Consider the following 22,566-nt stretch of genomic DNA (forward strand, 5'->3'; position numbering starts at 1 on the left):
GGTCCGCCGCCATGGACCCGAGCCACGCAAGGAGCCGGGATGTTCCACGAGCCGCCCCCCCCCCCCCCCCCCGACCCCCGGCCCCCCCCCCCCCCCGCGCCCCCCCCCCCCCCCCCCCCCCCCCCCCCCCCCCCCCCCCCCCGGCCGCGGGCAGTCCGCCGCGGTCGGCCCGCCGCCCGTCACTCCAAGGAGGCCAGCCAGTCGTTGATGACCTCGGCCGTGCGGTGTGCCTCGGACTCGACCATCGTCAGGTGGTCGCCCTCGACGTCGACGACGGTGTGCGCGGTGTCCCAAGAGGTGCGCCAGGCGTCGGTGGCCGTCGCCGTGTCCGCGTCGCCCGCCCAGTTCCGGGGCCGGGCGAAGAGGATCGGCGCGTCGATGCCGTCCAGGTCGCAGTCCTCCATCAGCCGCCCGTACCAGGCCATGGCCGTCAGACGGGCGTTGGTGAACGGACCGAACAGGGCCTCCTTCTCGAAGAGTCCGGCGAACATCTGGGCGATCAGCCCGACCAGTCCCTCGGTCTTGGGATGGTAGGTGTCCAGCAGGACGACGGCCCGCGGGCCGGTACCGGTCTGCTCCAGACGGCGGGCGGTGGCGTGCGCGAAGATCCCGCCCGCCGAGTAGCCGAGCAAGACGTACGGCTCGTCTCCGGCTGCCGCCCGGATCTGGCGGGCGCAGCCTTCCACGACGGTGGCGAAGGCGCCCGGCAGGCTCTCGCTGTCGGCGAAGCCGGGAAGGGGGACGGCGGACACGTCCCGCTCGCCGCGCATGGCTGCTGCCAGCCGCAGGAACTGGTGGGCACCGCCCATGGCCGCCGGTGAGGGGAAGCAGAACAGGCCGGGTCGCCGCCGCCCGGTCGTCAGCCGGACCGCGGGGGGCAGCTCGGGCAACTCGTCCGGGGTGGCGTAGGTCGGGCGGAGGCCGGCGGCCAGGTCGAGGATGGCGACGCCCTGGTCGAGGAGGTCGCGGTCGATGGCCTGGCGGAAGAGCGCGCTGAGTGATTCCCCCGCCGGGTCGGTCGTCGCCCCGGCACGGTCCCGCTCACCGCTGCCCGTCCCGCCGTCCGTCCCGGCCCCCGTCTCCGTGAGGATCCAGTCGGCCAGGGCCCGGGCGCTGGGGTGGTCGAAGACGATGGTGGCGGGCATCGGGATGCCCACGGCTCCCTTGAGGCGGTTGCGGAGTTCGACGGCCCCGAGGGAGTCGAACCCCATCTCCAGGAACGGACGGTCCGGTGCGACGGCTTCGGGTCCGTGGTGGCCGAGCACCGCCGCCACATGGGTGCGGACCAGGTCGACCACCGCGTTCTCGCGGTCCTCGCCGGTCAGACCGGCGAGGCGCAGGGCGAGCGACGGCCCCTCGGCGGCACCGGCCGCCGTGGCGCGGGCGGCGCCTCGGCGGGCGGGGACAGCCGTCCGGACCAGACCGCGCAGGAGCGGCGGTACCCCGTCGGCGCGCTCCCGGATCACGGCGGGATCCAGGTGAGCGGCCAGTTGGGCCGGCACCCGGCGTCGTACGGCGGTGTCGAAGAGCTCCAGCCCCTCGGCCGCCGTCAGTTCGGTCATGCCCCAGCGGCGGATGCGTTCGACGTCCACGGTCTTGAGGCTGCGGACCATTCCGTGCCCCTCGCCCCACAGGCCCCAGGCCAGGGCGTGCGCGGGCAGCCCGGCGGCGGCGCGGTGCTCGGCGAGGCCGCCGAGGAAGAGGTTGGCCGCCGCGTAACTGCCCTGGCCGGGGCCGTCGACCACGCAGGAGGACGAGGAGAACAGGACGAACGCGGTCAGCGGCAGGTCGCGGGTCAGCTCGTGCAGGTGCCAGGCCGCGTCCGCCTTCGGTCCGAGGACGTGATCCAGGTACTCGGGGGTCAGCGCGCCGATGACGGCGTTCGCGGCGACGCCCGCGGCGTGCACGACACCGGTGAGCGGGTGGTCCGGATCGATACCGGCGAGCAGTTCCGCGAGCGCGTCCCGGTCACCGACGTCGCAGGCCTCGACACGGACCTCGGCGCCCGACTCTGCCAGTTCGGCGGCCAGTTCGGCGGCGCCCTCGGCTGCCGCGCCCCGGCGGCTGGTGAGGAGCAGGTGACGGACGCCGTGCTCGGTGACGAGGTGGCGGGCGACGAGACTGCCCAGGCCGCCGGTGCCACCGGTGACGAGCACCGTGCCGGTGGCGTCCCAGGGAGAGGAGGCGGTGGCGTCGTCGTCGGCCTCGCCGCGGACGGCGCGGGTCAGCCGTGGCACCAGGATCTCGCCGCCCCGGATCGCGAGTTGCGGCTCACCGGTGGCGACGGCGGCCGGAAGGGCGGCGAGCGAGCGGGGGTCGTCGTCGAGGTCGACCAGCAGATGGCGGTCGGGGTTCTCGGCCTGGGCGGACCGTACCAGGCCCCACACGGCCGTTCCGGGCAGATTCCCGCCGGTGTCCTCTCCCGGCCGCGCCGCGACGGCGCCCCGGGTGACGACCAGCAGACGGGAGCCTTCGAGCCGCTCGTCGGCCGCCCACGCCTGGAGTGCCGCCAGAACCGCGCCCGTGGCCGCACGGACCCGGTCCGGCATCGGCTCGTCGGTGTCGGTGACGCAGCCGAGGACGGCGACGGCGGGCGGCCACTCCCCCGTGTCGAGCACGGTCGACAGGTCCGGATGGCCCAGCCCCAGATCGTCCGCGCCGAACGACGCCCATCGGACCACGCCCGGGTTCGCCTCGCCGACGGGCACGGAGGACACCGACAGCCACCCCACGTCGAAGAGGGAACGGTGGGCGACGGTGGACGGGCCGCTCAGTTGCTCGGCCGAGACGGTCCGGGCGACCAGCGACTCCACGGTGATCACGGGGGCGCCCGCGATGTCCACGGCATCCAGACGCAGCGCGGAACCAGTGCCGGGGCCGGGGCTGTTGCTGGTGCCGGTACTGGTGATACGGACGCGGAGCACGGAGGCGCCCGTCGCGTGCAGGCGCACTCCGTTCCAGGCGAACGGGATGGACGGCCCGGTGTCCTCGCCCCGTTCGAGGAAGCTGGTGTGCAGAGCGGCGTCCAGCAGAGCCGGATGCACGCCGTACGCGGTGGCGTCCCCCGACGCATCGTCGGGCAGGACGACTTCCCCGTAAAGGGCGTCGGCGTCCCGCCAGGCCGCCCGCAGACCCTGGAAGGCGGGGCCGTACTCCAGGCCCTGCGCAGCGAGATCGGTGTAGAACGCGTCCAGCGGCACGGGCGTGGCACCCTCGGGCGGCCACACCCCGCCCAGTCCCCCGGTCACCGGCCCAGCCGTCGTCTCGGGGGCGAGCACACCCTCGGCGTGCAGGCACCACTCCTGCCCGTCCGGGACCGAGTCACCGTCCTCGGGCCTGGAGAACACCTGCACCGTGCGGCGGCCGGTGTCGTCGGGGGTGTTGACGGTGACGTGGAGGGCGAGGGCGGTGTGGTGGGGGAGGGTGAGGGGGGTGTGGAGGGTGAGTTCTTCGAGGAGGGGGGTGTGGGTGTGGTGGCCGGCGTGGAGGGCGAGTTCGACGAGTGCGGTGCCGGGCAGGAGGGTGGTGTCGTGGACGGTGTGGTGGGTGAGCCAGGGGTGGGTGTGGGTGCTGAGGCGTCCGGTGAGGGCGAGTTGGCCGGTTGTGGGGAGGGTGAGGGCGGCTTGGAGGAGGGGGTGTGTGGTGGGTGTCTGTCCCAGGTCGGCGGGGTTGCCGGTGGGTGGGGTGGCGTCGAGCCAGTAGCGCTTGTGCTGGAAGGGGTAGGTGGGCAGGTCGACGGTGCGGGCACCGCGCCCGGCGAAGAACGCCTCCCAGTCGATCTTCAGGCCGAGCGTGTGCAGGCGGCCGAGGGCGGTGAGAAGTTGACCGGTCTCGGGGCGGTCGCGTCGTTGGGCGGCGATGAACTCCGCTGCGTCGGTGGCGCCGAGTCCGGCCAGCACGGCCTGCGGTCCGATCTCGAGGAAGGTCCGTACGCCCTGCTCCTCCAGCGCGGTGATGCCGTCGTGGAAGCGGACGGTGTCGCGGACGTGACGCACCCAGTAGTCGGGGTCGCACAGATCGGCGGGGTCGGCCAGGCGGCCGGTCACGTTCGACACCACGGGGATCCGGGGTTCGTGATGGGTCAGCCCGGCCGCCACTTCACCGAACTCCGCCAGCATCGGGTCCATCAACGAGGAGTGGAAGGCGTGGGAGACCTTCAGACGGGTCGTGCGGTCGAACGCTGCCGCGACCTCCACCACAGCGCTCTCCTCGCCCGAGATCACCACCGAGCGAGGGCCGTTGACGGCGGCGACCGCCACTTCCTCACGGCCGGCGAGGTGCTGCCGTACCTCCTCCTCCGTGGCCTGTACCGCGATCATGGCCCCGCCGGACGGCAGCGCGTCCATCAACCGCGCCCGGGCCGCGACCAGGGTCGCCGCGTCCGTCAGCGACAGCACACCCGCCACATGCGCGGCGGCCAGCTCACCGATCGAATGACCGGCGACCACATCCGGGCGCACACCCCACGACTCCAGCAGCCGGAAAAGGGCCACTTCGTAGGCGAACAGGGCCGGCTGCGTGAACCCCGTACGGTCCAGCCTGTCGCCCTCGCTGTCCTCCCACATCACCTCCCGCAGGGGCAGACCGAGCGCGTCGACCGCCTCGTCCAACGCGCGAGCGAAGACCGGGAAGGTGTCGTACAACTCCCGCCCCATGCCCGCCCGCTGGCTGCCCTGGCCGGAGAAGACGAACGCCGTCTTCCCCGGTACCGGCGTCCCGCCGGACCGCTCACCGGAGGCGACAGCGGCCAGCCCCCGCAGCAGTTCCTCCCTGTCGGAGCCCACCACCACGGCCCGGTGTTCGAACACCGATCGTGTCGTGGCGAGTGAGTAGGCCATATCCAGTACGGACAGCTCGGCCTGCTCGGCCACGTGCGCGGCCAGCCGCTCCGCCTGTGCCCGCAACGCGGCCTCACCGCGCCCGGACAGTACCCACGGCACCGCCGGCAGCGGGGGCTCTTCGCCCACCGATGCCTGCTTCTCCGCCACCGGGCTCACGGGCGGTTCCTCAAGGATCACGTGGGCGTTCGTGCCACTGATACCGAAGGACGACACCCCCGCCCGGCGCGGGCGCCCGTTGCGCTCCCACGGCCGGGCTTCGGTGAGGAGTTCCACCGCTCCCGCCGACCAGTCCACGTGCGGCGACGGCTCGTCCACGTGCAGGGTCCGGGGCAGGACCCCGTGCCTCATCGCCATCACCATCTTGATCACGCCCGCGACGCCGGCCGCCGCCTGCGTATGCCCGATGTTCGACTTCAGCGACCCCAGCCACAACGGCACACCCGCACCCTCGCCGTCACCCGGCCGCTCCTGGCCATAGGTGGCCAGCAACGCCTGCGCCTCGATCGGGTCACCCAACACCGTCCCCGTACCGTGCGCCTCCACCGCGTCCACATCCGCCGCGCCCAGCCCCGCGGAGGCCAGCGCCTGCCGGATCACCCGCTGCTGCGACGGACCGTTCGGCGCCGTCAGCCCGTTGGAGGCGCCGTCCTGGTTCACCGCCGAACCCCGCACCACCGCCAGCACCCGGTGCCCGTTGCGCCGCGCGTCCGACAGACGCTCAAGCACCAGCACCCCCACACCCTCCGACCAGCCCGTACCGTCCGCCGCAGCCGAGAACGCCTTGCAGCGGCCGTCCGGAGAAAGACCACGCTGACGACTGAACTCCACGAACGTGTCGGGGGTCGCCATGACGGTCACGCCGCCGACGAGGGCGAGGGAGCACTCGTCGCGTCGTAGTGCCTGGCCCGCGAGGTGGAGGGCGACGAGGGAGGAGGAGCAGGCGGTGTCGACCGAGACGGCCGGGCCCTCCAGGCCGAGGGTGTAGGAGACGCGGCCGGAGACGATGCTGCCGGCACTCGCGCCGGTCGGGTAGTCGTGGTACATCACGCCGGCGAAGACACCGGTGGCGGTGCCGCGCAGGGAGGCGGGCCGGATGCCTGCCCGTTCCAGGGCCTCCCAGGAGGTTTCGAGGAGTTGCCGCTGCTGCGGGTCCATCTCCTCGGCCTCCCGCGGGCTGATGCCGAAGAAGTCCGGGTCGAACTCGGCGGCGCCGTGCAGGAAGCCGCCTTCCTTGACGTACGTGGTGTGCGGCCGGGAGCTCTCCGGGTCGTAGAGCCGTGGGGTGTCCCAGTGGCGGTCGGTGGGGAAGCCGGTGACGCCGTCCCGGCCTTCGGCGACCAGCCGCCACAGGTCGTCGGGGCCGGTGACGCCGCCGGGGTAGCGGCAGGCCATGCCGACGATGGCGAGCGGTTCGTCGTCCGCCCCGCTGGGCCGTCGGCCGGGGGCACCGGCCGGGGCGGTCCGTGGCGTGGTGAGGTCGGTGAACTGGTCCAGCAGGTGCCGGGCCAGTGTGGCGATGTCGGGGTAGTCGAAGACGAGCGTCGCCGGGAGCCGCAGGCCCGTGGCCGAGGCCAGGCCGTTGCGGAACTCCACCGCGGTGAGGGAGTCGAAGCCGAGGTCCTGGAAGGGGCGGCCGGTGTCCACCTGCGCGCCGGAGGCGTAGCCGAGGACGGTGGCGGCCTGGGCGCGGATCAACTCGGTGACAGCGGCGGGGCGTTCGTCCGCGCGCAGGCGGCCCAGGCGTTCGGCGAGTCCTCCGGTGCGGCGTGCGCGCCCGGCCGCGGAGCGGCGGCGGGTGGCGGTGGCGTCGGCCAGGCCGTGGAAGAGGGCGGGGAGCGTGTCGTCCGGTCCGGTCTGCGCGCGGACGGCGTTCAGGTCGAGCCGTGTCGCCAGCAGCGTCGTGGCGGGGGTCTCGGTGGCCAGGTCGAACAGGGCGAGGCCGTCGTCCGCGGTGAGCGGCAGCAGGCCTGAGCGGGTGAGACGGGAGCGGTCGAGGTCGGCGAGGCCTCCTGCCATGCCCGCCTCCGGCCCCCGCTCCACGGCCCACGGGCCCCAGGCGAGTGACTGGGCGGGCAGTCCGAGGACGGAACGGCGGTGGTGGGCGAGGGCGTCCAAGTAGGCGTTGGCGGCGGCGTAGTTGGCCTGGCCGGGGGCGCCGAAGGTGCCGGCGACCGAGGAGAACAGCACGAAGGCGGTGAGCGACAGTCCGCTGGTGAGCCGGTGCAGGTGCCAGGCGGCGTCCGCCTTGGGGCGGAGCACACGGTCGAGGCGGGTGGCGTCCAGGGACGCGATCACACCGTCGTCCAGGACGCCGGCGGCGTGGACGACGCCGCGCAGCGGGTGCTCGTCCGGGATGTCCGCCAGCAGTTCGGCGAGGGCGTCGGGGTCGGCCGTGTCGCAGGCGGTGACACGGACGTGGGCGCCGAGTCCGGTGAGACGGTCGTGCAGGTCGTCGGCGCCGGGGGCGGCCATGCCGCGGCGGCTGACGAGCAGCAGGTGCCGGACCCCGTGTGCGGTGACGAGGTGCTGGGCGACGAGGGCGCCGAGAGCGCCGGTGGCGCCGGTGATGAGCACCGTCCCGTCGGGATCGAAGACCGGTGGCTCGCCCCGCCGGCCGGCAGCGGTTCCGGCGCCGGGTGCTCGGTGGTCCGGCCGGAACCGGGTGAGCCGGGCGCCGTAGGGGGTCCCGGCGCGGATCAGCAGTTCGGGCTCGGACGGGGCGGTGAGGGTGCGGAGCAGGGCGGCGGAGTCGGGGTGAGCGTCCAGGTCGGCCAGGACGATACGGCCGGGGTTCTCGATCTGCGCGGAGCGGACCAGCCCCCAGACGGCGGCCCCGGCCGGGTCGCTGACGTGTTCCTCGCCGTGGCGGGCCATGGCGCCACGGGTGGCGACGACCAGGGTGGTGGTCCGGAAACGGTCGCCGGCCAGCCAGGCCTGCAGGGTTTCCAGGGCCCGGTGGGTGACCCTGCGGACGGCGTCGGCGTCCGGGCGCCCGGCGTCCTCGGCGGCGCAGTCCAGCACGATCACGTCCGTCGCCTCCCCCGCCGCGGCGAGGTCGGCCGCGGAACGGACGGTGACGGGTTCGGCGCCGAACGCCGTCTCGCTCTCAGCGACGGACTCCGTGGCGGACTCCGTGGCCGACGCGGTGCGTGGCTCGGCGGCGGATGCCGTGGAAATGCCGGGCCCGGTCGCGGACGCGGTGCGTGGCTCGGCGGCGGATGGCGAGGGAATGCCGGGCCCGGTGGCGAGCCGGGCTTCCGGGAGCTGGACGGGAATCCAGTCCAGTCGGAAGAGGCCGTCCTGCCGCGGGGTGGTGGACGGCTGTGCCCCGGGGGTGACCGGGCGGGCGGCCAGGGAGTCCACGGTGGCCACGGGCTCGCCCTCGGCGTCGGCGATCTCCAGGGAGACGGTCGAGGGTCCGGTGGGCCGCAGGCGTACCCGTACGGTGGAGGCGCCCGTGGCGTGCAGGGTGACGCCGCTCCACGCGAACGGCAGGCGCGGACCGGCGTCGGCCCCGCCCTCGCTCCGATCGGCGCCGTCGAGGGCCAGGGCGTGCAGGGCGGCGTCGAGGAGGGCCGGATGGAGGCCGAACTCCCCGGCGCGGTCGGCGGCATGGTCGGGCAGGACGGCCTCGGCGAACAGGTCGCCGTCACGCCGCCAGGCCGCCCGCAGCCCCTGGAACGCGGGCCCGTAGTCCAGCCCCTGGTCGGCGAGGAGCTGATAGGCGTCGTCCAGCGGCAGCGGCTCCGCCCCTGCGGGCGGCCACTGGGCGAGTTCACGGCCGCCCTCGGGGGCACCGACGGCGGCAGGGCGCAGCACCCCGGAGGCGTGGCGTGTCCAGAGCGGCTCGGCGGCGGGGTCGTCGGGGCGGGAGTAGACCTCCAGCACCCGTCCCTCGGAGGGTGCCTCCCCTCCCGCCGCCGGTTCTCGTTCGGCGCGGGCGATGACCTGGAGGACCACACCGCCGTCCTCGGGAAGCACGAGCGGTTCCTCGAGGGTGAGATCCTCCAGGACGGGGAAGCCGGTCTCGTCGCCCGCGCGGATGGCCAGCTCGACGAAGCCGGTGCCGGGGAAGAGGACGGTGCCCGCCACGGCGTGGTCGGCCAGCCAGGGGTGAGCGCGGAGTGAGAGACGTCCGGTGAGGATCACCTGCTCGGAGTCGGCCGGACGCACGGCGGCGCCCACCAGGGGGTGCCCTGCCGGGTCCAGCCCCACGGCGGACACGTCGGAGGTGACGTCGGGCGCTTCCAGCCAGTAGTGCTGGTGCTGGAAGGGGTAGGTGGGCAGGTCGATGGTGCGGGCACCACGTCCGCCGAAGAACGCCTGCCAGTCGACGGCGACACCTCGGGTGTGCAACTGGCCTATGGCACCAAGGAGTTGATGTGCCTCGGGGCGGTCGCGGCGCTGGAGGGCGGTGACGTCGGCGTGGGAGCTGTCGGCGAGGGCGTCGCGGATCAGCCCGGCCAGCACGGCCTGCGGTCCGATCTCGACGAAGGTGGTCACACCGTCCTGACGCAGGGCGGTGGTCCCGTCGTGGAAGCGGACGGTGTCGCGGACGTGGCGCACCCAGTACTCCGGGTCGCACAGATCGGCGGGGTCGGCCAGACGCCCGGTCACGTTCGACACCACCGGCAGCCGCGGCTCGTGATACGTCAGCCCGGCCGCCACCCCACCGAACTCCGCCAGCATCGGGTCCATCAACGGGGAGTGGAAAGCGTGCGAGACCTTCAGACGGGTGGTGCGCTCGAACGCTGCCGCGACCTCCACCACAGCGCTCTCCTCGCCCGAGATCACCACCGAGCGAGGGCCGTTGACGGCGGCGACCGCCACTTCCTCACGGCCGGCGAGGTGGTGCCGTACCTCCTCCTCCGTGGCCTGTACGGCGATCATGGCCCCGCCTGACGGCAGCGCGTCCATCAACCGCGCCCGGGCCGCGACCAGGGTCGCCGCGTCCGTCAGCGACAGCACACCCGCCACGTGCGCGGCGGCCAGCTCACCGATCGAATGACCGGCGACCACATCCGGGCGCACACCCCACGACTCCAACAACCGGAAAAGGGCCACTTCGTAGGCGAACAGGGCCGGCTGCGTGAACCCCGTACGATCCAGCCTGTCGCCCTCGCTGTCCTCCCACATCACCTCTTTCAGAGGCAGACCGAGCGCCTCGACCGCCTCGTCCAGCGCACGGGCGAAACCCGGGAAGGTGTCGTACAACTCCCGCCCCATCCCCGCCCGCTGGCTCCCCTGCCCGGAGAAGACGAACGCCGTCCTCCCCCGAACCGGCGTCACACCAGGCTGCTCGCCGGACGCCACGGCGGCCAGACCCCGCAGCAGTTCCTCCCGGCCGGACCCCACCACCACCGCCCGGTGATCCAACGCGGCACGGGCCGTGGCGAGGGAGTAGGCGACATCCAGCTCCGACAGCTCGTCCCTGCCCCGCACATGCGCGGCCACCCGTTCCGCTTGCGCCCGCAGGGCCGCCTCACCGCGCCCGGACACCACCCACGGCACGGCCGGGAGTGAGGGAGCGGCGGTCGCGTCCTGGGTGGGGACAGCGGCGGAGGTGTCGGTGGGCGCCTCCTCGAGGATGACGTGCGCGTTGGTGCCGCTCATGCCGAAGGAGGAGACCCCGGCGCGGCGGGGGTGACCGGCGCGCTCCCACGGGCGGGCCTCGGTGAGGAGTTCCACCGCGCCCGCCGACCAGTCCACGTGCGGCGACGGCTCGTCGACGTGCAGGGTCCGGGGCAGGACCCCGTGCCGCATCGCCATCACCATCTTGATGATTCCGGCGACGCCGGCCGCCGCCTGGGTGTGACCCAGGTTGGACTTGAGCGAACCCAGCCACAACGGGCGGTCCCGCGGGCGGTCCCGGCCGTAGGTGGCCAGCAGCGCCTGCGCCTCGATCGGGTCGCCCAGCGTCGTCCCCGTCCCGTGCGCCTCCACGGCGTCGATCTGGTCGGCGGGCACCCTGGCGTTGGCGAGGGCCTGCCGGATGACGCGTTCCTGGGCGGGACCGTTGGGCGCGGAGAGGCCGTTGCTGGCACCGTCCTGGTTGACGGCCGAGCCGCGCAGTACGGCGAGTACCTCGTGGCCGTTGCGGCGGGCGTCGGCGAGGCGTTCCAGGACGAGGACGCCGACTCCCTCCGACCAGCCGGTGCCGTCCGCGGCGGCGGCGAAGGAGCGGCAGCGGCCGGAGCGGGAGAGCGCGCCCTGGCGGCTGAACTCCACGAACATGTCGGGGGTGGACATCACTGCGACACCCCCGGCCAGGGCCAGGGTGCACTCCTTCTGCCGCAGTGCCTGGGCCGCCAGGTGGAGAGTGACGAGGGACGAGGAGCAGGCGGTGTCGACGGTCACCGAGGGGCCTTCCAGGCCCAGGGTGTAGGAGACGCGGCCGGAGACGATGCTGCCGGAGATGCCGCTCATGGCGTAGTCGTGGTACATCACGCCGGCGAACACACCGGTCGGTGTGCCCTTGAGGGCGGTGGGCGGGATGCCGGCCCGTTCGAGGGCCTCCCAGGAGGTCTCCAGCAGCAGCCGCTGCTGCGGGTCCATGGCCTGCGCCTCACGGGGGCTGATGCCGAAGAACTCCGGGTCGAAGGCGGCGGCGTCGTGGAGGAAGCCGCCCTCACGGACGTAGCTGGTGTCCGGGCGGCTCAGCCGCGGGTCGTAGAGCCGGGCGGTGTCCCAGCCACGGTCCTCGGGGAAGCCGGAGACGCCGTCGCGGCCGTCGGCGACGAGCCGCCACAGGTCGTCGGGACCGGTGACGCCACCGGGGTAGCGGCAGCCGATGCCGACGATGGCGATCGGCTCCCGGGCGGCGGCGGTGAGTCTGCGGACCTGTTCCCGCAGTCGTTCCGTCTCCTTGACCGACGAGCGCAGCGCCGCGACGATCTTCTGTTCGTTGCCGGTCGTCGTCACGTCAGTCCTCCTGGCTGTCGTCGCCGAAGTCGGCCGCGGCGCCGTCCAGCGCCATGCTGATCAGGTCCTCGGTGTCCAGGGCGTCGATGTCGTCGAAGGGGTCGCCCGCCTCCCCGTCGAGTGCGGCTGCGGAGTCGGGGATCTCCAGCCCGGCGAGTTCCAGCAGCGTGTCGAGCAGGCCCGTGTCGCGCAGCCGCTTGAGCGGGATGTCCTGGAGTGCCTTGCGGACGTGTTCCTCGGTGGTGGTGTCGGTGCCGGTTCCCTCGTCGGCGGGGGCGAGTTCGGCGAGCAGGGCGTCCGCGAGGGCGCGGGAGGTGGGGTGGTCGAACACGGCGGTGGCCCGGACCTGAAGGCCGGTGGCGGCCTTGAGGCGGTTGCGGAGTTCCACGCCGCCGAGGGAGTCGAAGCCCATCTCCTGGAACGTGCGGTCCGGGTCGACGGCCTCGGCGGAACTGTGGCCGAGAACCGCGGCGGTGTGGGTGCGGACCAGGTCGAGCACGGTGCGCGCGCGTTCGGCGTCCGTGCGGCCGGCCAGCCGTTCGGCCAGGCCCGGCCCTTCGGCGCGCGCGCCACCGCTGCCGGCCCGCGCGCGGACGGCGGTACGGCGGCCCGGTGCCGTCGCGGCCAGATCGTGCAGCATGGGGGGCACTCCGCCGACCCGGTCGCGGATCACCGCGGGGTCCAGGTGCACCGGTACCAGGGCGGGCAGGCCGGTGCGGGTGGCCAGGTCGAACAGCTCGAGGCCGTCGGCGGGCGCGAGTTCGGTCATGCCCCACCGGCGGGTGCGTTCGACGTCGGTGGCGGTCAGGCCCTGGATCATGCCGCGCTGCTCGTCCCACAGTCCCCACGCCAGGGCGTGGGCTGGCAGACCGGCGGCGGCACGGTGTTCGGCCAGCGCGCTGAGGAACAGGTTCGCGGCCGCGTAGTTGCCCTGGCCGGGGCCGTCCACGACGCTCGACGACGAGGAGTAGAGGACGAACGCGGTCAGCGGCAGGTCGCGGGTCAGCTCGTGCAGGTGCCAGGCCGCGTCCGCCTTGGGCCTGAGGACGTGGTCGACCTGTTCGGGGGTGAGCGCGCCGATCACTCCGTTGGCGGAGACACCGGCGGTGTGGACGACGGCGGTGAGCGGATGGTCCGCGTCGATGCCGGCGAGGAGTCCGGCGAGCGCGTCCCGGTCGGCGACGTCGCACGCCTCGACACGGACCTCGGCGCCCGACTCGGCCAGCTCCGCGACGAGTTCGGCCGCGCCGTCCGCGGCCAGGCCGCTGCGGCTGGTCAGCAGCAGGTGACGCACACCGTGCTCGGCGACCAGATGACGGGCGACCAGCGACCCCAGTCCCCCGGTGCCACCGGTGACCAGGACCGTTCCCACACCGACCTGCCACGGCTGCGACTGCGGCTGCGACTGCGACTGCAGCTCCGGCCCCGGCTGCGACTGCGGCTCCGGCTGTGGTGATTCGGGACGCGGCGCGGCCTCCTCGGGTGTCACCCGGGCCAGCCGCGGCACGCTGATCCGGCCGGCGCGGATGGCCAGTTGGGGCTCCCCGGTGGCCACGGCGGCGGCCAGGGCCGTCTGCGAGACGGGGTCGTCGTCCAGGTCGGCCAGCACGAACCGGCCCGGGTTCTCCGCCTGCGCCGAGCGCACCATGCCCCAGACCGCGGCACCGGCCGGATCGGTGACCGGGTCGTCGGCGGCGGTGGAGACGGCGCCGATGGTCGTCACGACCAGCGGAGCCGGCTCCCCGGCCCGCTCGCTCTCCTCGTCGGCCACCCGGGCCTGAAGAGCCGCGAGCACGGCGTGCGTGACCGAACGCACCCGCTCCGGCACGGGAGCGGCGGGGTCGGTGACCACCTCGTGGATCTCCATGGGCGGAGTCGGGGCGTCGCCGTCCGCCGCGCCGGGCAGGGGCGTCCAGGCGACCCGGAACAGGGACGGGTGCACGGCGGCGGGGCCGGCCCCGTTCCCGGGAGCGAGCCGGTCGGCGGACACCGTGCGCGTGACCAGTGAGTCCACGGTCATGACGGGAGCGCCCGCACCGTCCGCGGCGACGATCCGTACGGCTCCCGCGTCGGCTTCCGCAAGGGTGACCTCGACCCTCAGGTGGGAGGCTCCGGCGGCGTGCAGCCGGACTCCGTTCCAGGCGAAGGGGATCGACGGCCCGGTGTCACCGGGACCGGCGCCCTCGCCGGTCAGGAAGAACTTGGTGTGCAGGACGGCGTCCAGCAGGGCCGGATGCAGCCCGAACTCCCCCGCGTTGGCCACCGCCTGCTCGGGCAGCGCCACCTCGCCGAAGAGGTCGTCGCCACGCCGCCAGACCGCGCGGACGGCCTGGAAGACCGGACCGTAGCCGAAGCCGTGCTCGGCGAGCCGGTCGTAGAACCCGTCCAGCGGGACGGGCTCGGCGCCTTCCGGCGGCCACACCTCCCTCCCCGCCGCCTCGGCCTCCTCGGTGTCGACGGCGAGCACACCTTCGGCGTGCAGCGTCCACGCGCCGTCGGCGTGCGGCCCCTCGGGGCGGGAGTGCACCTGGAAGGACCGGCGGTCGGCACCGTCCGGGCCGTCGACGGTGACCTGGAGAGCCACACCCCCGCGCTCCGGCAGAAGGAGCGGCGCGTGGAGCGTCAGTTCCTCCAGCAGGCCGCACCCCACCTCGTCACCGGCCCGAACCGCCATCTCGACGAAGGCCGTACCGGGCAGCAGTACGGTGCCGAGGACCTCGTGGTCGGCCAGCCACGGCTGCGTCTCGCGGGACAGCCTCCCGGTGAGCGCCAGCCCGCCGGTGGCGGGCAGACCGACCACCGCGCCCAGCAGCGGGTGCCCGGCGACCTCCAGACCGGCCCGCTCCACATCCGGGGCACCACCGTCGGAGTCCATCCAGTAGCGCTTGCGCTGGAAGGGGTAGGTGGGCAGGTCGACGGTGCGTGCACCACGTCCGCCGAAGACCGCCTGCCAGTCGACGGTGACGCCCCGGGTGTGCAACTGGCCCACTGCTGAGATGAGTTGGGCGGTCTCGGCGTGGTCGCGGCGCTGGAGCGCGATGAACACCGCCTCCTCGGCGGAACCCGTCCCGGCCAGCACGGCCTGCGGTCCGACCTCGACGAAGGTGGTCACACCGTCCTGACGCAGGGCGGTGGTCCCGTCGTGGAAGCGGACGGTGTCGCGGACGTGGCGCACCCAGTACCCCGGGTCGCACAGATCGGCGGGGTCGGCCAGACGCCCGGTCACGTTCGACACCACGGGGATCCGGGGTTCGTGATGGGTCAGCCCGGCCGCCACCGCACCGAACTCCGCCAGCATCGGGTCCATCAACGAGGAGTGGAAGGCGTGGGAGACCTTCATACGGGTCGTGCGGTCGAACGCTGCCGCGACCTCCACCACAGCGCTCTCCTCGCCCGAGATCACCACCGAGCGGGGCCCGTTGACGGCGGCGACCGCCACTTCCTCACGGCCGGCGAGGTGGTGCCGTACCTCCTCCTCCGTGGCCTGTACCGCGATCATGGCCCCGCCGGACGGCAGCGCGTCCATCAACCGCGCCCGGGCCGCGACCAGGGTCGCCGCGTCCGTCAGCGACAGCACACCCGCCACATGCGCGGCGGCCAGCTCACCGATCGAATGACCGGCGACCACATCCGGGCGCACACCCCACGACTCCAACAACCGGAAAAGGGCCACTCCGTAGGCGAACAGGGCCGGCTGCGTGAAGCCGGTGCGGTCCAGCCTGTCGCCCTCGCTGTCCTCCCACATCACCTCCCGCAACGGCAGACCGAGCGCGTCGACCGCCTCGTCCAGCGCGCGAGCGAAAACCGGGAAGGTGTCGTACAACTCCCGCCCCATCCCCGCCCGCTGGCTGCCCTGGCCGGAGAAGACGAACGCCGTCTTCCCCGGCACCGGCGTCCCGCCGGACCGCTCACCGGAGGCGACAGCGGCCAGCCCCCGCAGCAGTTCCTCCCTGTCGGAGCCCACCACCACGGCCCGGTGCTCGAACACCGATCGTGTCGCGGCCAGCGAGAACCCCACATCCAACGGCGACAGCTCGGCCTGCTCGGCCACGTGCGCGGCCAGCCGCTCCGCCTGCGCCCGCAACGCGGCCTCACCGCGCCCGGACAGCACCCACGGCACCACCGGCAGCGCAGCGAGCGGTGGCTGTTCGTCGTGCGAGGGCTGTGCCGCGTCGGGGGTTTCCCCGGGGTCCGGGGCTTCTTCGAGGATGACGTGGGCGTTGGTGCCGCTGAGGCCGAAGGAGGAGACGCCGGCGCGGCGGGGGTGACCGTCGGGTTCCCACGGGCGGGCCTCGGTGAGGAGTTCCACCGCTCCCGCCGACCAGTCCACGTGCGGCGACGGCTCGTCCACGTGCAGGGTCCGGGGCAGCACCCCGTGCCGCATCGCCATCACCATCTTGATGACGCTGGCGACGCCGGACGCGGCCTGGGTGTGGCCCAGGTTGGACTTCAGCGAGCCCAGCCACAGCGGTCGGTCTTCGGGGCGCCCCTGGCCGTAGGTGGCCAGCAGGGCCTGCGCCTCGATCGGGTCGCCGAGCGAGGTTCCGGTGCCGTGGGCCTCCACCGCGTCGATGTCCGCGGGGCCGAGGCCGGCGGTGCCGAGTGCCTTGCGGATGACGCGTTGCTGGGAGGGCCCGTTGGGTGCGGTGAAGCCGTTGGAGGCGCCGTCCTGGTTCACCGCCGAGCCGCGGACGACGGCCAGGACCCGGTGCCCGTTGCGCCGCGCGTCGGAGAGGCGCTCCAGGACGAGGACACCGACGCCCTCGCCCCAGCTCGTGCCGTCCGCCGCGGCCGAGAACGCCTTGCAGCGGCCGTCGCGGGAGAGCGCTCCCTGCCGGCTGAACTCGGTGAACATGTCCGGGGTCGCCATCACGGACACGCCGCCCGCCAGGGCCAGCGAGCATTCCCCCCGGCGCAGTCCCTGGGCCGCGAAGTGCAGGGCGACGAGGGAGGAGGAGCATGCCGTGTCGACGGTCACCGACGGCCCCTCCAGGCCGAGGGTGTAGGAGACACGGCCCGAGATGGTGCTCCCCTGGATGGCGCTGGTGACGTAGTCGTGGTGCATGAGGCCGGCGTACACGCCGGTGGGGCTGCCCTTGAGGGTTCCGGGGGCGATGCCGGCCCGTTCGATCGCCTCCCAGGAGGCTTCCAGCAGGACGCGGAGCTGGGGGTCCAGCCGGTGCGCCTCGCGCGGGCTGATGCCGAAGAAGTCGGGGTCGAACTCGGCCGCGTCGTACAGGAATCCGCCGTCCAGCACGTAGGTGGTCTCGGGGCGGTTCAGCTCGGGGTCGTAGAGCCGTTCCAGGGGCCAGCCGCGGTCGGTGGGCGGGTCGGCGGTGATGCCGTCGACGCCGTCGGCGACGAGCTGCCAGAGGCCCTCCGGGTCGGTGACACCGCCGGGGTAGCGGCAGGCCATGCCGACGATGGCGACGAGGTCGTCGTCGGTGTCGGTGGCTGCGGGCACGGGCGTCGACGGGGCGGACGCGTCGAGGCCGGTGCCCGACACCTCGGCGAGCAGGAAGTCCGCCAGGGCCCGCGAGCTGGGGTAGTCGAAGACGGCGGTGGCCGGGATGCGCAGGCCGGTCGTGGTCTGCAGACGGTTGCGCAGCTCGACGGCGGTCAGGGAGTCGAAGCCCATCTCCCGGAAGGCGCGCTCGGGTTCGATCCGGCCGGCGGACTCGTGGCCGAGTACGGCGGCGACCTCGGCCCGGACCAGGTCCAGTACGGCACGTTCGCGTTCGGCGCCGGGCAGTCCGGCCAGCCGGTGGGCGAGCGCGGTGTCGCCGGACGCCGGACCGACGGAGGCGGAGGGCCGGGTGGAGCTGGGCCGAGGAGCGGGCGTGGCGCGGACCAGGCTCCGGAACATGGCGGGGATGCCGTCGGCGCGGTGCTGGATGGCGGCCTTGTCGAGGTGGACGGCCACGGGCGCCGGGGTGTCCGTGGTGAGGGCGGCGTCGAACAGACGGAGCCCCTCGTCCGGGGTGAGTTCGGTCATGCCCCAGCGGTTGACGCGCAGGACGTCGGCGCGCTTGAGCCGCCGGATCATGCCCTGGTCGCCGCCCCACAGCCCCCAGGCGATGGAGTGGGCGGGCAGGCCGGCGGCGGCGCGGTGTTCGGCGAGGGCGTTGAGGAAGAGGTTGGCCGCGGCGTAGTTGCCCTGGCCGGGGCCGTCGACCACGCAGGACGACGAGGAGAACAGGACGAACGCGGTCAGCGGCAGGTCGCGGGTCAGCTCGTGCAGGTGCCAGGCCGCGTCGGCCTTCGGACGCAGTACGTAGTCGATTTGGCCGGGGGTGAGCGCGCCGACGACGCCGTTGTCGGCGACGCCGGCGGTGTGGACGACGGCGGTGAGCGGACGGTCCGGGCCGATGCCGGCGAGGAGTCCGGCGAGCGCGTCCCGGTCGGCGACGTCGCACGCCTCGACACGGACCTCGGCGCCCGACTCGGCCAGCTCCGCGACGAGTTCGGCCGCGCCGTCCGCGGCCAGGCCGCTGCGGCTGGTCAGCAGCAGGTGACGCACACCGTGCTCGGCGACCAGATGACGGGCGGCCAGCGACCCCAGTCCCCCGGTGCCCCCCGTGATGAGCACCGTGCCGGCGGGGTCCCAAGGGGACGCGTTCCGGGGGTCGGCGTGCTCGGGGTGGGCCGGCAGCGCCTCCAGCCGGGGAACGCTCATCGCTCCTGCGCGGATCGCCACCTCGGGTTCGCCCGTGGACACGGCGGCGGCCAGCGCGGCCTCCGAGGCCGGCTGGTCGTCGAGGTCGACGAGGACGAACCGGCCCGGGCTCTCGGCCTGCGCGGAACGCACCAGGCCCCACACGGCCGCCCCGGCCAGGTCGGGGGCCGCCGGGTGTCCGGCGTCGACCTCGGACGCGCCGGGGACGGTGACCGCGCCCCGGGTGACCACGACGAGACGGCCCGGCCCCTGCCACCGCTGGAGGGCGGCCAGGACGTGGTGGGTCGCCGTACGGACGCGGGCGGGCGGCTGGGTGCCCGGCTCGGGTACGGGGCAGTGCAGCACGGTGAAGTCGTCGGTGGCGTCGGCGACGCCCGCGACCGGCGGTGCGGGCACCCAGCCGACGCGGTAGAGGGACTCCTCGGTGCCCCGGAACGCCTGGAGCTGTTCGGGCGAGACGGGCCGGGCGACCAGCGAGTCCACGGTGACGACGGGCGCGCCGGCCGGGTCGGCGACCGTCATCCGCAGGCCGTCGCCGTGCGGGGAGACCCGGACGCGGACGGCGGTGGCCCCGGCCGTGTGCAGGGTCACCCGATTCCAGGCGAAGGGGATGGAGGTCTCCCCCATGCCCTTGCCGTCCGGGCCGCCGTCGTCGAGGAAGCGGGTCTGCAGCGCGGCGTCCAGCAGTGCGGGGTGCACGCCGAAGGCCGCGGCGTCGGAGGAGGAGCCGACGGGCAGGGCGATCTCCGCGTAGAGGTCCCGGCCACGCCGCCAGGCGGCCCGCAGTCCCTGGAAGACGGGACCGTAGGCGAAGCCCTGTTCCACCAGTCTCTCGTACAGGCCGTCGACATCGAGCGGCGCGGCGTTCTCCGGGGGCCAGACCGCCAGGTCGTCGTCCCGGGCGGCGGAGGGCTCGGCGGCGGCCAGGAGACCCGAGGCATGGCGGAGCCAGGGGCCCGCCTCGGCCGCGGTGTCCTCCTCGTCGCGGGAGTAGACGGCCACGGAACGGGCGCCCGAACCGTCCGGAGGGCCCACCACGACCTGGAGCATGATCCCGGCCCGCTGGGAGAAGATAAGCGGGGCCTCGATGGTCAGTTCCTCGACGACCGGGCATCCCACCTCGTCACCGGCGCGCACGGCCAGTTCGACGAACCCGGTGCCGGGCAGCAGCACCGTGCCCATGACGGCGTGGTCGGCCAGCCAGGGGTGCGTGCGGAGCGAGAGGCGGCCCGTGAGGACGACGCCGTCGGAGTCGGCGAGCGGAACGACGGCACTGAGGAGGGGATGGCGGATCGTCCGCTGGCCGATGGACGCGGGGTCACCGGCAGGCACCGCCGGGTTCACCCAGTAGCGCTTGCGCTGGAAGGCGTACGTCGGCAGGTCGACAGTGCGGGCACCGCGCCCGGCGAAGAACGCCTCCCAGTCGATCTTCAGGCCGAGCGTGTGCAGGCGGCCGAGGGCGGTGAGGAGTTCGCTGGTCTCGGGCCGGTCGCGGCGTTGGGCGGCGACGAACACCGCGTCGTCGCTGACGCCCAGTCCCGACAGCACCGCCTGCGGTCCGATCTCGAGGAAGGTCCGTACGCCCTGCTCCTCCAGCGCGGTGATGCCGTCGCGGAAGCGGACGGTGTCGCGGACGTGGCGCACCCAGTAGTCGGGGTCGCGCAGGTCGGCGGGGTCGGCGAGGCGGCCGGTCACGTTCGACACGACCGGGATGACGGGCTCGTGGTAGGTGAGCTGTGCGGCGACCTTGCCGAACTCGGCGAGCATCGGGTCCATGAGCGGGGAGTGGAAGGCGTGGGAGACCTTCAGGCGGGTTGTGCGGTCGAACGCTGCCGCGACCTCCGTCACAGCGCTCTCCTCGCCCGAGATCACCACCGAGCGAGGGCCGTTGACGGCGGCGACCGCCACCTCCTCACGGCCGGCGAGGTGCTGCCGTACCTCCTCCTCCGTGGCCTGTACGGCGATCATGGCGCCGCCTGACGGCAGCGCGTCCATCAACCGCGCCCGGGCCGCGACCAGGGTCGCCGCGTCCGTCAGCGACAGCACACCCGCCACATGCGCGGCGGCCAGCTCACCGATCGAATGACCGGCGACCACATCGGGGCGCACTCCCCACGACTCCAGCAGCCGGTAGAGGGCCACTTCGTAGGCGAACAGGGCCGGCTGCGTGAAGCCGGTGCGGTCCAGCCGTCCGTCGTCCCCCCACATCACCTCCCGCAACGGGAGGCCGAGCGCGTCGACCGCCTCGTCCAGCGCGCGGGCGAAGACCGGGAAGGTGTCGTACAACTCCCGCCCCATGCCCGCCCGCTGGCTGCCCTGCCCCGAGAACAGCACGGCCGACTTGCCGGGTCGTGGGGTGTCCGTGAGGAGGCCGGAGGTGGTGTCGCCTGTGGAGAGGGCGGTGAGGGCGCGGGTGAGGGCGTCACGGTCGGGGGTGACGAGGGCCGCGCGGTGCTCGAAGGAGGCGCGGGTGGTGGCCAGCGAGTAGGCGAGGTCGGTGAGGTCGAGCTCGGGCTGTTCGGCGAGCAGCTCCGACAGCGCGCGGGCCTGGTCGCGCAAGGCCTCGGGGACCTTGCCGGAGACCAGGAACGGCGGCAGGAGGGCCGGTGCCCGAGTGCCTTCCGTCGTCCCCTCCGCCCCCGGAAGGGACGCCGCCTCCCGGCCGGCCCCCGGCGGGGACGCTCCCAGCCGGTCGGCTCCCGGCAGCGACGCCCCCTCCGGGTCGGTCTGCGGGGCCGGCGCCTCCTCGATGATCAGATGAGCGTTGGTGCCGCTCGCGCCGAAGGAGGAGACACCCGCCCGGCGGGGTCGTCCGTCGGACTCCCAGGGGCGGGCGTCGGTGAGCAGTTCGACCGCGCCCGCCGACCAGTCCACGTGCGAGGTCGGCTCGGTGATGTGCAGGGTCTTGGGCAGCACCCCGTGCCGCATCGCCATGACCGTCTTGATCACGCCCGCGACCCCGGCCGCCGCCTGGGTGTGGCCCAGGTTGGACTTGAGGGACCCCAGCCAGAGGGGCCGGTCCGCCGGGCGTCCCTGTCCGTAGGTGGCGATGACGGCCTGGGCCTCGATCGGGTCACCGAGTGTCGTCCCGGTCCCGTGGCCCTCCACCATGTCGATGTCGCCCGGGGTGAGGCGGGCGTCGACCAGGGCCTGGCGGATGACGTCGCGCTGTGCGGGGCCGTTGGGGGCGGTGAGGCCGTTGGAAGCGCCGTCCTGGTTGACGGCCGAGCCGCGGATGACGGCGAGGATGCGACGCCCGTTGCGCTGGGCGTCGGAGAGCCGTTCGAGCATCAGGACGCCGACGCCCTCGGACCAGCCGGTGCCGTCGGCGCTGTCGGAGAACGGTTTGCATCGGCCGTCGGCGGCCAGGCCGCCCTGCCGGCTGAAGGCGACGAACGGTTCGGGTTTGACGAGGAGGGCGACACCGCCGGCCAGGGCGAGCGAGCACTCCTGCCGGCGCAGGGCGTGACAGGCGAGGTGCATGGCCACGAGGGAGGAGGAGCAGGCGGTGTCCACGGTCACCGCCGGCCCTTCCAGGCCCAGGGTGTAGGAGACCCGGCCGGTGATGACGGCGCCGGCGCTGCCGGTCATCATGTAGGCCTCGGCCACCTCGGGCCGGGTGGCGACGAGTTCGCCGTAGTCGTGGCCACCCGAGCCGGTGAAGACGCCCACGGGGGCGCCGCGCAGCGAGTCGGGGTCGATGCCGGCGCGTTCGAACGCCTCCCAGGCCACCTCCAGGACCAGTCGCTGCTGCGGGTCCATGGCCAGGGCCTCGCGCGGGCTGATGCCGAAGAAGCCGGGGTCGAAGCCCGCGATGTCGTCGACGAAGCCGCCTTCACGGACGTACGAGGTGCCGGGGCGGTCCGGGTCCGGGTGGCGCAGGGCGTCCAGGTCCCAGCCGCGGTCGTCGGGGAAGGGACCGATGGCGTCGCGGCCCGCGGCGACGAGCTGCCACAGATCCTCCGGTGAACGCACCCCGCCGGGATAGCGGCAGCTCATCGCGATGATGGCGATGGGCTCCTGGTCCCGGCTCTCGACCTGCCGCAGCCGCTGACGCGTCTGATGCAGCTCGGCGCTCACCTTCTTGAGGTAGTCGAGAACCTTTTTCTCGTCCTGCACCAAGGTCAC

1 protein-coding gene and 1 pseudogene are annotated in these 22,566 nt (G+C 73.9%); both read right to left on the reverse strand.

The annotated features are described in order from the left end of the window. Positions 1-179: 179 nt before the first annotated feature. Positions 180-11,708: pseudogene (locus ACIBBD_RS04980) on the reverse strand (type I polyketide synthase); the annotation flags it as partial. A gap of 55 nt (positions 11,709-11,763) precedes the next feature. Then, entirely contained in the window at positions 11,764-22,557 is a 10,794-nt protein-coding gene (locus tag ACIBBD_RS04985) for an SDR family NAD(P)-dependent oxidoreductase (protein ID WP_399417880.1), read from the reverse strand. Positions 22,558-22,566: the final 9 nt, after the last annotated feature.

The organism is Streptomyces sp. NPDC051315 (assembly GCF_044455165.1).
Taxonomy (GTDB): Bacteria; Actinomycetota; Actinomycetes; order Streptomycetales; family Streptomycetaceae; genus Streptomyces.